This is a genomic window from Pseudoroseomonas ludipueritiae, from assembly GCF_014490445.1.
GTDB classification, from domain to species: domain Bacteria; phylum Pseudomonadota; class Alphaproteobacteria; order Acetobacterales; family Acetobacteraceae; genus Pseudoroseomonas; species Pseudoroseomonas ludipueritiae.
On record NZ_JACTUZ010000039.1, the window covers coordinates 1 to 12,806 of the forward strand.

General features: G+C 68.2%; 8 protein-coding genes and 2 rRNA genes. 9 read left to right on the plus strand and 1 reads right to left on the minus strand.

Annotated features, from left to right (window positions below):
- From IBL25_RS11020 to IBL25_RS11040, 5 genes are all read left to right on the plus strand, one after another.
- A 23S ribosomal RNA gene (locus IBL25_RS11020) occupies positions 1–506 on the plus strand; the annotation flags it as partial.
- Positions 507–648: 142 nt separating this feature from the next.
- Positions 649–763, plus strand: a 5S ribosomal RNA gene (gene rrf / locus IBL25_RS11025).
- Between the two features lie 237 nt (positions 764–1,000).
- Positions 1,001–2,611: a catalase gene (locus IBL25_RS11030; protein ID WP_187778594.1), complete on the plus strand. Its 1,611-nt coding sequence runs from the start codon at positions 1,001–1,003 to the stop codon at positions 2,609–2,611.
- A 126-nt stretch (positions 2,612–2,737) separates the two neighbouring features.
- On the plus strand, positions 2,738–5,086 hold the full coding sequence (locus IBL25_RS11035) for a molybdopterin guanine dinucleotide-containing S/N-oxide reductase (RefSeq protein WP_187778595.1): 2,349 nt from the start codon (positions 2,738–2,740) through the stop codon (positions 5,084–5,086).
- 27 nt (positions 5,087–5,113) lie between these two features.
- On the plus strand, positions 5,114–6,709 hold the full coding sequence (locus IBL25_RS11040; protein ID WP_187778596.1) for an ABC transporter substrate-binding protein: 1,596 nt from the start codon (positions 5,114–5,116) through the stop codon (positions 6,707–6,709).
- Positions 6,710–6,754: 45 nt separating this feature from the next.
- Here IBL25_RS11040 and IBL25_RS11045 read toward each other — a convergent pair whose 3' ends face one another.
- Entirely contained in the window at positions 6,755–8,188 is a 1,434-nt protein-coding gene (locus IBL25_RS11045; protein WP_187778597.1) for a M20 family metallopeptidase, read from the minus strand.
- Between the two features lie 181 nt (positions 8,189–8,369).
- Between IBL25_RS11045 and IBL25_RS11050 the strand changes: the two genes are divergently transcribed.
- The 4 genes from IBL25_RS11050 to IBL25_RS11065 are packed head-to-tail and all read left to right on the plus strand — an operon-like array spanning position 8,370 to position 12,805.
- Positions 8,370–9,458, plus strand: coding sequence for a DHH family phosphoesterase (locus IBL25_RS11050; protein WP_187778598.1), 1,089 nt, complete (start codon positions 8,370–8,372; stop codon positions 9,456–9,458).
- Positions 9,455–10,546, plus strand: coding sequence for a UV DNA damage repair endonuclease UvsE (gene uvsE / locus IBL25_RS11055; RefSeq protein WP_187778599.1), 1,092 nt, complete (start codon positions 9,455–9,457; stop codon positions 10,544–10,546). The genes IBL25_RS11050 and uvsE overlap by 4 nt, the downstream gene beginning before the upstream one ends.
- A gap of 7 nt (positions 10,547–10,553) precedes the next feature.
- Positions 10,554–12,278 carry an outer membrane protein assembly factor BamB family protein gene (locus IBL25_RS11060; protein WP_187778600.1) on the plus strand — a complete coding sequence of 575 codons (1,725 nt, stop codon included), beginning with the start codon at positions 10,554–10,556 and terminating at the stop codon, positions 12,276–12,278.
- Positions 12,275–12,805, plus strand: a complete 531-nt coding sequence (locus IBL25_RS11065; protein ID WP_187778601.1) for a c-type cytochrome — start codon at positions 12,275–12,277, stop codon at positions 12,803–12,805. The genes IBL25_RS11060 and IBL25_RS11065 overlap by 4 nt, the downstream gene beginning before the upstream one ends.
- Position 12,806 lies beyond the last annotated feature (1 nt).

The window sequence follows — 12,806 nt, forward strand, 5'->3', positions numbered from 1 at the left end:
CGGCCTTAGTGATCCGGTGGTCCCGCGTGGAAGGGCCATCGCTCAACGGATAAAAGGTACTCTAGGGATAACAGGCTGATCTCCCCCAAGAGTCCACATCGACGGGGAGGTTTGGCACCTCGATGTCGGCTCATCGCATCCCGGGGCTGGAGCAGGTCCCAAGGGTTCGGCTGTTCGCCGATTAAAGCGGTACGTGAGCTGGGTTTAGAACGTCGTGAGACAGTTCGGTCCCTATCTGCCATGGGTGTAGGAGACTTGCGAGGATCTGTCCCTAGTACGAGAGGACCGGGATGGACGTACCTCTGGTGTACCAGTTGTGCCGCCAGGCGCATCGCTGGGTAGCTAAGTACGGAACGGATAACCGCTGAAGGCATCTAAGCGGGAAACCAGCCTCTAAACGAGGTCTCCCCAAGGGCCGTGCAAGACCAGCACGTCGATAGGCCGCAGGTGGAAGTGCAGCAATGCACGCAGCCGAGCGGTCCTAATAGCCCGATCGATCTCATTCACTGCACCGCTGAGGCCTCAAAACCTCACCGCACGCAGCATCCATCCGCGACACACACTCAACACAACACTCGATCCCATCACCAACTCATCCTCACCACAATCTGTGCTGATGTTGAAACAAGGTTCGATCCGGCTCGGTGGCCCGGTGGCCATCGCGAGGCTGCTACACCCGATCCCATCCCGAACTCGGCCGTGAAACGCCCCAGCGCCCATGGTACTGTGTCTCAAGGCACGGGAGAGTAGGTCGCCGCCGGGCCACCAAGCCGGATCAAACCCAACAACACCACACAGATACACACATCACCCACGCGGGGTGGAGCAGCCCAATCTATCATCTTTCTACATCTGGCAGATTGCCGCGTCGCAACAATTAGCTTGGCCCTCAAAACAGCCAAGCTGTTGGTGTTTTCGCACCATTTCACTTTTATCTGCCTGGAACTGTCCTGCTACTCTTCTGTTGGTTCTTATCCAACAGGTACGTAGGAGGGCGAGCATGACTGACCCGTCGCAGAAATCCATCCTTACGACCCGGCAAGGCCATCCGGTTCGGGATAACCAGAGCCTGCGAAGCGTCGGCGAGCGTGGTCCCGCCACGCTTGAGAACTACCAGTTCATCGAAAAGATTACCCATTTCGACCGGGAGCGGATCCCGGAGCGAGTTGTGCACGCGCGCGGCACCGGTGCTCATGGCTATTTCGAGGCCTATGGTACCATTGGTGGCGAGCCGGCAACGAAGTATACCCGCGCCAAAGTGCTGACGCAGGCTGGCAAGAAGACCCCACTTTTCGTCCGCTTCTCCACCGTCATCGGCAGCAAGGACAGCCCCGAGACGGCTCGGGACCCGCGCGGCTTCGCCGTGAAGTTCTATACCGAGGACGGTAACTGGGACCTCGTGGGCAACAATCTGCGGATCTTCTTCATCCGCGATGCCATCAAGTTTCCGGACATGATCCACGCCTTCAAGCCGGACCCGGTGACCAACCGGCAGGAGGCTTGGCGCTTCTACGACTTCGTGCAGCACCATCCGGAAGCGCTGCACATGGTCACCTGGGTCAAGAGTCCGTGGGGTATCCCGGCGGACTATCGCCACATGGAAGGCTCCAGCGTCAACACCTACAAGCTGGTGAACGACGAGGGCGAAGCCGTGTTGGCCAAGTTCTCCTGGGTGCCGAAGCAGGGCGTGAAGAACCTTACCAGCCCTGAGGCCGCCAAGATCCAGGCGGAGGAAGTCGGCCACGCCACCAAGGACCTCTACGAGGCTATCGAGCGCGGCGACTATCCGGAGTGGGAATTCTGCGTCCAGGTCATGGCGGACGGTGAGCATCCCGAACTGGACTTCGACCCCCTGGACGACACCAAGCGTTGGCCTGAGGACCAGTTCCCGCTGCTGCCGGTCGGCCGCATGGTGCTGGACCGCAACGTGGACAACTTCTTTGCCGAGACGGAGCAATCAGCCTTCGGCACTGGCGTGCTGGTGGATGGCATCGACTTCTCGGACGACAAGATGCTGCAGGGGCGGACCCTGTCCTACTCGGACACGCAGCGCTACCGCGTCGGCCCGAACTACCTGCAACTGCCGGTCAACGCGCCCAAGGCGAAGGCACGCACCAACCAGCGGGACGGGCAGATGACCTATCGCGTGGATGACGCGGGCAGCAACAAGCACGTCAATTACGAGCCCAGCTCGCAAGGCGGGCTGCAGGAAGCCCCGCAGCCGGAGAAAGACTACCACCAGTATGTCAAGGGGCATCTGGGCCGGTACCAGACCACCTATACGCAGTCGGATTACAAGCAGGCTGGAGACCGCTACCGGTCCTTCGAGGACTGGGAGCGCGACGACCTGATCAACAACATGGTCGCCGACATGAAGGCCTGCCCGGAGGAAATTGCCCTCCGCATGGTCTGGCACTGGTGGCATTGCGACGAGGACTATGGCCGCCGCGTCGCGGAGGGCGCCGGCATCGACCTGAAGAAGGCCCTGGCCCTGCCGCCACTTCCGGGCAAGCCCGCCCCGGGCGAGCGCCGCAGTGGCCCCACCTACACCAGCGGCCAGCGGGAGGAAGGTACCGAGCAGGGCGCCGACCGCATGAGCCTGGCGAAGTAGCCCGCCTGCCGGCCGCGAAGCTCACCCTTCGCGGCCGGTCTAGTTCTGGCATTGGCCGGTAAACCGTCTTAAATCCTGGACCTTATCGGCACCCATGGTGCCAGAGATGTTCTTGGGGCCCATGCCATGACCGACCAAGCTGCCGATTCCCGAGGCGCAGAGGCTGAGTACCGCCCCCATACCTCCCACTGGGGCGTCTTTGATGCCCGCTGGAAGGGTGGCGCGCTGGAGATTCGCCCCTATGCGGGGGACCCGGACCCCAACGGCATCATCGACAACTTCCCCGCCGCCCTGCGCCACCAGGCACGCATCGCCCAGCCGATGGTCCGCCGCGGCTGGCTGGAGCGCGGCCCTGGTCCCGATGACCGCCGCGGGCGCGACGAATTCGTGCCCATGTCCTGGGACGCGGTGCTGGACCTGCTGGGGGGCGAGCTGCGCCGCGTGCGCGACACCCATGGCCCAAGCGCCGTCTTCGGCGGCTCCTATGGCTGGGCCAGCGCCGGGCGCTTCCACCATGCGCAGAGCCAGGTGCATCGCTTCCTCAACATGGCGATGGGCGGCTATGTGCGCTCGGTCAATAGCTACAGCTCCGGCGCTTCCTCGGTGCTGGTGCCCCATATCCTCGGCAATTACGAGGAGGTGACGAAGAACAATGTCAGCTGGGAACAGATCGCCGAGCATACCGATATCGTGCTCGCCTTCGGCGGCATGGCGCTGAAGAACAGCATGGTGGCCGGCGGCAGCGTCAGCCAGCATGTGGAGCGCGGCTGCATGGCCCGCGCCAAGGCCCGCGGCTGCGACTTCGTGCTGGTTGGCCCGCTGCGCTCCGACCTGCCGGAGGAAGCCGGCGCCGAATGGATCAGCAATATCCCCGGCACCGATACCGCGCTGATGCTGGCGCTGATGCATACCCTGGTCACCGAGGGCCTGCACGACCGCGCCTACCTGGACCGCTACACCACCGGCTGGCCGGTCTTCGAGCGCTACCTGCTGGGCGAGGCCGACGGCCAGCCGAAGACCGCCGCCTGGGCCGCGCCCATCACCGGCGTCCCGGCCGAGGAAATCGTGGCCCTGGCCCGCCGCCTGCACGGCAAGCGGGCGCTGATCGTGGTGGCGCATTCCCTGCAACGCGCCGAGCACGGCGAGCAGCCGGTCTGGGCCGGCGCCGCGCTGGCGGCCGCGCTAGGCCAGATCGGCCTCCCTGGCGGCGGCTATGGCTATGCGCTGGGCGCCATCGCCTATTACGGCCGGCGTGCCAATGCGGTGCCGCTGCCCACGCTGGCCCAGGGCCGCAACCGGGTGACGGATTTCATCCCCGTCGCCCGCATCGCGGACATGCTGCTGAACCCCGGCGGGCCCTACCGCTACAACGGCCAGACCCGCACCTATCCGGATATCAAGCTGGTCTACTGGGCCGGCGGCAACCCGTTCCACCACCACCAGGACCTCAACCGCCTGCGCCGCGCCTTCGCGCAGGTGGATACTCTGGTGGTGCATGAGCTGGCCTGGACCGCCACGGCCCGCCATGCCGACATCGTCCTGCCCTGCACCATGACGCTGGAGCGCGAGGACGTGGGCGCCAATTCCCACGACCCGCTGATGGTCGCCATGCACAAGCTGGCGGAGCCTTTCGGCGAGGCACGAGACGACTACGATATCTTCGCCGGCTTGGCCGAGCGGCTGGGCGCGGGGGAGGCCTTCACCGAGGGCCGCAGCTCCCGCCAGTGGCTGGAGCACCTCTACGAACGCACCCGCACCGCATTGGCGGAGAAGGGCCTGCCCGCGCCGGATTTCGCCACCTTCTGGCAGCTTGGCCGCCTGGAACTGCCCCAGGCGCCGGATGACGGCGGCGAGCAGCGCCGCTTCCGCAACGACCCGGAAGGCCAGCCGCTGCCGACGCCCAGCGGCAAGGTCGAGATCTTCTCCGAGACCATCGCCAGCTATGGGGAGCCGGATTGCCCCGGCCATGCCACCTGGCTGACGCCCCGGCACGTGCCGACGCCTGAGGCGCCGCTCTTCGTGGTCGCCAACCAGCCGGCCACGCGCCTGCACAGCCAGCTCGACTTCGGCGGCCACAGTGCCGGCGCCAAGCGCCGGGGGCGCGAGGTCGCCAGCCTGCACCCTGATGACGCGGCGGCGCGCGGCATCTCGGATGGCGACATCATCCGCATCTTCAATGAGCGCGGCGCCTGCCTCGCCGCCGTGCGGCTGACCGAGGATATCCGCCCCGGCGTCATCCAACTGCCCACCGGCGCCTGGTACGACCCGGTGGACCCGGAGGAAGAAAAGCCCCTCTGCGTCCACGGCAACCCGAATGTGCTGACGCGCGATGTCGGCACCTCCGGCCTCGCCCAGGGCTGCACCGGCCAGCTCACGGTCGCGGAGGTGGAGCTTTTCACTGGCAACCTGCCGCCGGTGCGCGCCTTCGAGCCCCCCGTTCCCGCCCGTGCCCAGGCCGAGCCGGCCGGCAACTGACTTCATACGACCTTCCGGAGAGACCCGATGCTGCGCCGTGACCTGACCCGCCTGGCCTTGCTTTCACCCCTGGCGGCGCCCCTCGTGGCCCGCGGCGCGCGGGCGCAGGCTGCCGCTGGCGATACGCTGAACATCGCGATCGGCGGCGGCATCACCTCGGTCGACCCGCATTTCTTCGCGGCCTCGCCCAACCACACCGCCGCCTTCCATCTCTTCGACCGGCTGGTGAACCGCACGGCCAATGCCGGCATCGAGCCCGGGCTCGCGGAATCCTGGCGCGCGGTCTCGGACACGGAATGGGAATTCAAGCTGCGGCCCAATGTGACGTGGCACGATGGCAAGCCCTTCACGGCCGATGACGTGGTCTTCACCTATACCCGTGCCCGCAACGTGCCCAACAGCCCGGGCGGCTTCGGTTCCTACCTCGCCTCCATCAAGACGGCCGAGGCGGTGGACCCGCTGACGCTGCGCCTGACCACCTTCACTGCCGCGCCGGTGCTGCCGCGCCAGCTCACCTCGGTGCATATCGTCTCCCGCCACGTGGGCGAGAACGCCACCACGGCCGATTACAACAGCGGCAAGGCGGCCATCGGCACCGGCCCCTACAAGTTCGTCCGCTACGTGCCCGGCGACCGCTTCGAGGTTACCCGCAACGACGCATGGTGGGGCCCGAAGCAGGAGTGGCGGCAGGTGGTGATCCGCCACATCGCCGCCCCGCCGGCCCGCACCGCCGCCCTGCTCTCGGGCGAGGTCGCGGTGATCGACAACCCGCCGGCCAGCGACCTGCCGCGCCTGCGCGCCGCGCCCAACCTGGAACTGGTGCAGACCCAGGGCCTGCGCGTCATCTATCTCGGCCCGGATTTCAGCCATGCGGAGAACCCGCCCGAGGTCACGGACAACGAGGGCAAGCCCTTCGCCAAGAGCCCGCTGCTGGACAAGCGCGTGCGCCAGGCGCTGAGCGTCGCCATCAACCGCCAGGCGCTGGCGGAGCGGGTGATGCAGGGCATGGCCAGCCCGACCACGCAATGGATGGCGCCCGGCATGTTCGGCTATGCGCCAGAGGTGAAGGTGCCCGCCTTCGACCCTGAGCGCGCCAAGGCGCTGCTGGCCGAGGCCGGCTTCCCGCAGGGCTTCCGCATCACCATCCGCACGCCCAACGACCGCTACCCCAACGATGCCGCGACCGCCCAGGCCGTGGCGCAGATGTGGACCCGCGCCGGCGTGCAGACCAAGGTGGAGGCCATGCCCTGGAGCGCCTATGTGCCCCGCGCGGCGGGCCAGGAATACTCCATGTGCCTCTGGGGCTGGGGCAGCGGCACGGGCGAGGGCAGCAACGTGCTGAGCGGCGTGCTGGCCACCTATGACAAGGCCAGGGGCCGCGGCGCCAGCAATGACGGCCGCTATTCCAACCCGGACCTGGATGCGCTGACCGACCGCGTGCTCTCCACCATCGACGATGCGGAGCGCGAGAAGCTGATCCAGCAGGGCGTGGCCATGGTGGCGGATGACCTGCCGATCATCCCGCTTGTCATGCTGACCAATGCCTGGGCGGTGCAGAAGGGCCTGCGCTACGAGGCACGGGCGGACGAGCTGACGCTCGCCATGGGTATCCGCCGCGCCTGAGGCGGCAGGCTGGCGCGGCGCCCCTGAAGGCGCCGCGCCGGCTTCTCAGTGACCGCCGGCCATGTCGAAGGGCGGTTGAACGCCCTTCGGGATCGGGAAGACGCTCGGCGAATCCGCCGTGCGGGCGGCATGTTCCGCCTTGGCCTTCTCCACCAGCGCCGGGTCCTTGAAGAGGTCGGCGGCGGTGCCGGCCATCACCTTGGCCACATGCTCCAGGCCCTTGTGGGCCGCGCCGGCCTTGCCCTGCGCCACGATCTGCCAGGAATGCCCCGGCGTGCCCACCGCATGGGTGGCGCCGCGCGCCTGCACCGTCGGCACCTTCCAGGAGACCGAGCCCACGTCAGTGGAGCCGATGCCCTCGCTCAGCGGCCGGTCCAGCGGCATCAGCCGCTCGGCCAGGGCCTCGTCCTTCATCGGCGGGATGCCAGCGCGCTTGTAGGCGGCCGAGATATCCTCGGGGGAGAGCGTGGCTTGGATCTGCTTGGCGAAGTCATGGTCGGCCGGGTCGAAGCGCGGCGGGCCGAGGCGCTGGAAATTGGCTTCCATCACCTCTTCCAACGGGCGGTTGCCGACCAGCTCGGCATCGGCGGAAAGCACGCGCTCCTCCACCTGCGTCTCGCTCATCAGCGCGGCGCCCTGGGCGATCTTCTTCACCCGCTCCAGCAGGCCCAGCACCTCGGTCATGGTATGGGCGCGGATCAGGTAGCGCACCCGCGCCTTGCCCTGCACCACGTTGGGCGCGATGCCGCCGGCATCCTGGATGGCGTAGTGGATGCGCGCATGGCTCGGCATGTGCTCGCGCATGTAGTTCACGCCGACATTCATCAGCTCAACGGCATCAAGGGCGGAACGGCCCAGGTGCGGCGCCGCGGCGGCATGGGAGGAACGGCCGGTGAAGGCGAAGTCCACTTCCATGCAGGCCAGCGAATAGGCCTGGTTGACGCCGGAAAAATGCGCCGGGTGCCAGCAGATGGCGACATCCACGTCGTCGAAGGCGCCGTCGCGCACCATGAAGCCCTTGGCGGAACCGCCTTCCTCGGCCGGGCAGCCGTAATAGCGCACGCGGCCCTTCAGCCCGTTGGCCGCCAGCCAGTTCTTCACAGCCGTGGCCGCCAGCAGCGATGCGGAGCCCAGCATGTTATGGCCGCAGCCATGCCCGCTGCCGCCGGCCTCCAGCGGCCGGTGCTCGGCCACGCCGGCTTCCTGCGACAGGCCCGGCAGCGCGTCGTACTCGCCGAGGATGGCGATCACCGGCCCTTCCTCGCCCGCCTCGCCCATCACGGCGGTGGGGATGCCCGCGACATTCTCGGTCACGCGGAAGCCTTCCTGCTCCAGCATCCGCCGATGCTCGGCGGCGGAGCGGTGTTCCGCATAGTTCAGTTCCGGCGTAGCCCAGACGCGATCGCTGAGGGCGAAATAATCTTCCCGCCGCGCCTCGACCTCGTGCCAGACCTGCGCGCTGTTGCTTTGGCTCGCCATGGGCCTGCTTCTCCTCATCCAGGCCATGGTTCTAGGCCAGGGCAGCCGGTGGGAGAACAGGGGGAGGGCAACCGGCTTCGCTTTCGCGTGCGGCTGGAAACCCTGCCTTGGCCTCGGGCTTTTTGCTCGGTGGCGCCGTGGCATCCTGACCATGCGGCGCGGCGCAGGAGGAACGCGGTCCATGCCAGAGCAATACGCCAGCGAAGCCGGGCCAGATGTGGCCTGGGTGGCGGCACGGCAGGCCGAATTCCAGGCGGCGCTGGCGCAATTCGACCGGTCGAAGCCCTTGTTGGTGCTCGGGCACCATGATGCCGATGGCCTTTCCGCCACCGCCATCCTGACGCGCGCGCTGCGGCAGGCCGGCTGGCAGGCGGAGACCCGCATCGTTGGCCGTGGCGAGAACGCCTGGACGCCCGAGATGGCCGCCGAGTTGCAAGCCCGCGAGATGGGCGGGCTGATCGTCGCGGACCTCGGCAGCCGGGCCGCGCTGCTGCGCCAGGGCACGCCCACGATCATGCTGGACCACCACGTTCCCACTGGCAGGCCAGAAGCGGCCCTGCTGATCAGCGGCCATGGGCTGCATCCGGTGCCGACCACCTCGCTGCTGGCCTGGTGGTGCGCGGCGGCGGTAACGGAGGCCGAGGACCTGCTCTGGCTCGCCGCCCTGGGCATCATCGGCGACCTGGAGGAGAAGGCTGGCTTCGCGGAGCTGACCCGGGCGCGGGAGCGCTGGGGCATCACCGCGCTGCGCGATGCGACATCCCTGGTAAATGCGCCGCGCCGGGCCGGCTCGGGCGACGCAAGCCCCGCGCTGGCACTCCTGCTGAAGGCCGATGGCCCCAAAGCCGTGCTGTCGGGTGAGTACCCGGAAACCGCGCTGCTGCGCGCCGCCAAGGTGGAAGTGCAGGAAGCGCTGACCGCAGGGCGCCGCGTGGCGCCAAAGGTGCAGGGGGAGGTCGCGCTGATCCCGCTGCACTCTGCCTGTCAGATCCACCCGCTGGTGGCGCAGCAATGGAGGACCCGGCTGAAGGGCAAGATCGTGATCGCGGCGAATACCGGCTACCGCCCTGGCTGGGTGCATTTCGCCGCCCGCGCCGCGCAGGGCACCGACCTGATCGCTTTCTTCCGTGAGCATCGGCCGGAAGGGGCGGACCCTGAGCAATATGGCAATGGCCATGCGCAGGCCTCCGGTGGCGCCCTGCCGCCCGAGGCATGGAACCGCTTTATTTCGGACCTCGGCTTCGGCGCCGATGCGCGGGTGCCGGCATGAGCCGCCGTGCCCCGCGCCAGCAGGCACCTGCCCGCCCGGCGGGCCCGGCCCCGCTGCGCCTGGGCTTTCCCGTGAAGTTCATGGGCGACCCGGAGATCAAGAGCAACGACACGCGGCGCTGGCAGCAGAACCCGCATCTGAAGGTGTCGCTGGAATACATCGACCGAGGCCTGGACTATCTCGATAAGCACGACATCCGCATGTACCGGATGTCCTCCGACCTCGCGCCCTATGCCACCCATCCGGACATGCCGCAGTTCCATTCCATGGTGCGCGACAGCGATGCGGAACTGCGCGCGCTCGGCGCCAAGGCGCGGCGGTTGGGCATCCGGCTGAGCTTCCATCCCTCTCAGTACATCGTACTCAACAGCCCCGATGATGCCTTGGTGCAGAAGAGCATCTGGGATCTCTCCTCCCAGGCCGAGATGCTGGACCGCATGGAACTGGGGCCGGAGGCGGTGATGGTGATCCATGTCGGCGGCACCTATGGCGACCGCCCCAGCGCCAATGCCCGCTGGGTGGAAACCTGGCAGAAGAAGCTGCCAGAGCATGTGAAGCGCCGCCTGGTGCTGGAGCATGACGACCTGCGCTTCTCGGTTTCCGATATTCTCTGGATTCACGAACATACCGGCGTGCGCTTGATCTTCGACCACCAGCACTTCTGGTGCCTGAACCCGGACCGGCTGGATATGCGGCAATCGCTGGAGCGCGTGCTGCGCACCTGGCCGGAAGGGCAGCGGCCGAAGGTGCATTTCTCCTCTCCCCGCACGGAGATGCGCGAGATGAAGCGCAAGGAGAAGGGCACGCGGAAGCTGAAGACCGTGTTCGTGGCGCCGGTGAATACCGGCCATGCCGATTTCTGCAATCCGTTCGAGTTCATCACCTTCATGCGTCTCGCCGAAGGGTTGGAGTTCGATGTCATGCTGGAAGCCAAGGTGAAGGACCTCGCCCTGATTCGCTTGCGCCCGGACCTGCTGCGTTATGCCCCCGATGTGGCGTTGCGCTTCGGGTTGGAGCCCTCGGCGGCCCCGGCGCTGGAGGCGGAGGAAGACCAGGTGCTGGAGGAAGAGGCGGACGCCGGCGCCTGAGGGGGTCATGGAGATGCTCTTCCGGCTGACGGGGCTCTTCGGCATCGCGATGATCCTGGCGCTGGCACCTGCCGCCGAGGCCAGCACGGCGCCCGAAGCCCAGCCGGGCTTCAGCGCGCTGGGCCAGTTGACGCCGGCCAACGTGCGCGGGCTGCAACCCGTGGCGAGCCTGCCCACCGGCAGCCGCGGCGCGCATGGTGCCGCACCCGTCATCGTCGGCGATACGGCCTTCATCCTCACGCCTTTTCCGCATGAGCTGCTGGCGCTGGACCTCCGTGCACCCGGCCTGCGGGTGAAGTGGCGCCACCGCCCTGCCGCCGACAGCATGGCGGCCGGGCAGGGCAGCGGCGCGCGTAACGCCCCGGTGGTGGAGGACGGCCGCGTCTTCCTCACCACCTTCGACGGCCATGCCGTCGCGCTGGATGCCGCGACTGGCGCGCTTCTTTGGAACATCCGGGTGGCCGATCCGTCGCAGGGCGAGAGCTTGCCGGCGCCGCCGCTGCTGGCGCGCGGCACGGTGTTGCTGGGCAGCGGCGGCGATGACTTCGGCGCGCGCGGCTGGATCGCCGCGCTTTCCGCGGAAACCGGCGCGCTGCTCTGGAAGCGCTACAGCACCGGGCCGGATGAGGCGGTGGGCATCGGCCCCGGCTTCGCCTCGGCGGGGCAGGGCGAGAATCTCGGCGTCACCACCTGGTCGCCTTCCGCCTGGCAGCATGGCGGCGGCGGTGTCTCCGGCCCCATCCTCTGGGATGCGGCGGCGGGGCTGGTCTTCCACGGCACCGGCCATCCGGCGCCCTGGAACCCGGACCAGCGCCGCGGCGACAACCGCTGGACCTCTGGCCTCTTCGCACGCGCGCTGGAGGATGGCGCGGCGCGCTGGTTCCTGCCCGTCAGCCCGCATGACCTCTATGCCCTGGGCAGCACCACGCCCAACCTGCTGCTGGACCGGGAATGGCAGGGCAGCCAGCGCCCGCTGCTGGTGCATCCGGACGCCAATGGGCATGTCTATGTGCTGGACCGGCTCAGCGGCGCGCTGCTCTCGGCGGAAGCCTTCCTGCCGGTGAATGCCACCCAGGGGCTGGACCCCGGGCGGGGCGTGCTGCGGCGGAACCCGGCGAAGGAGGTCCACTCCGGCGGCACCACCACCGGCATCTGCCCGGCCCATCCGGGTGCGGTCGGGGGTGCCGCCGCTTACTCGCCCCGCACCGGCCTGCTCTACATTCCTGCCCGGCGGCTCTGCATGGACCTGGAGGCGCGGGATACGACCTTCATCCCCGGCACGCCCTTCACCGGCGCCAACCTGCGGCAGATGCCGGCACCGGGCCTCTATCCCGGGGCCCTCGTGGCTTGGGACCTGGGCGCCGCCCGCGTTGCCTGGACGCATGACGAGGCCTTGCCGCTGGAAGGCGGCGCCCTGGCCACTGCCGGCGGGCTGGTCTTCTACGGCACGATGGAAGGCGTGCTGAAGGCGCTGGATGCCGCCACCGGTGCGGAACTCTGGCGGTTCCAGGCGGCCTCGGGGATCATCGCGCCCCCGGTCAGCTACCAGGGACCAGATGGGCGGCAATATGTCGCGGTGCTGGCTGGCACAGGCGGCTTCCTGGGCGCCGCGGCGGGCAGGGAGATCGACATCCGAGACGCAACCGCCGCCGAGGGCCGCGCCCTGGCCATGCGCCGCCTGCCGCAGCCGCCGGAGACGGGCGGCATGCTCTATATCTTCGCGCTGCCATGACGAGCCCCCGCACCGCCGCGCTGGTCCTGCTGGCGCTGGCCCTGGCCGGCTGCAAGCGGGAGGAGCGCTCCACGCGGCTGGACCCCCCGGTGGCCGAGGCGCTGGACAAGGTGGCTGTGCTGCCCATCGGCATTGGCGGCCGCCCGCCGGAGGTCTATCCCGCGCTGGGCAATCCCTATCGCAACAACGCCTATCAGCTTAGCCAGGGGAAGCGTCTTTATGAGTGGTTCAACTGCCGGGGCTGCCATGCCGATGGCGGCGGCCATACCGGCCCCGCCCTGCTCGACGGCTGGTGGCGCTATGGCCCCGATGCAGTCTCGATCTTTGTCTCCATCCGCGACGGACGCCCCAACGGCATGCCTGCCTTCCGCGACCGCCTGACCACCGAGCAGATCTGGCAGCTCACCGGCTATATCCAGTCGATGGGCGCCACCTCCATCTCGATTGCGGCACCCTCCCGCAACGACCGCATGCACTCCCGCCCGGCCGAGAACCGGGCCCCCGCCACCACGCCGGCGCCACGCTAGC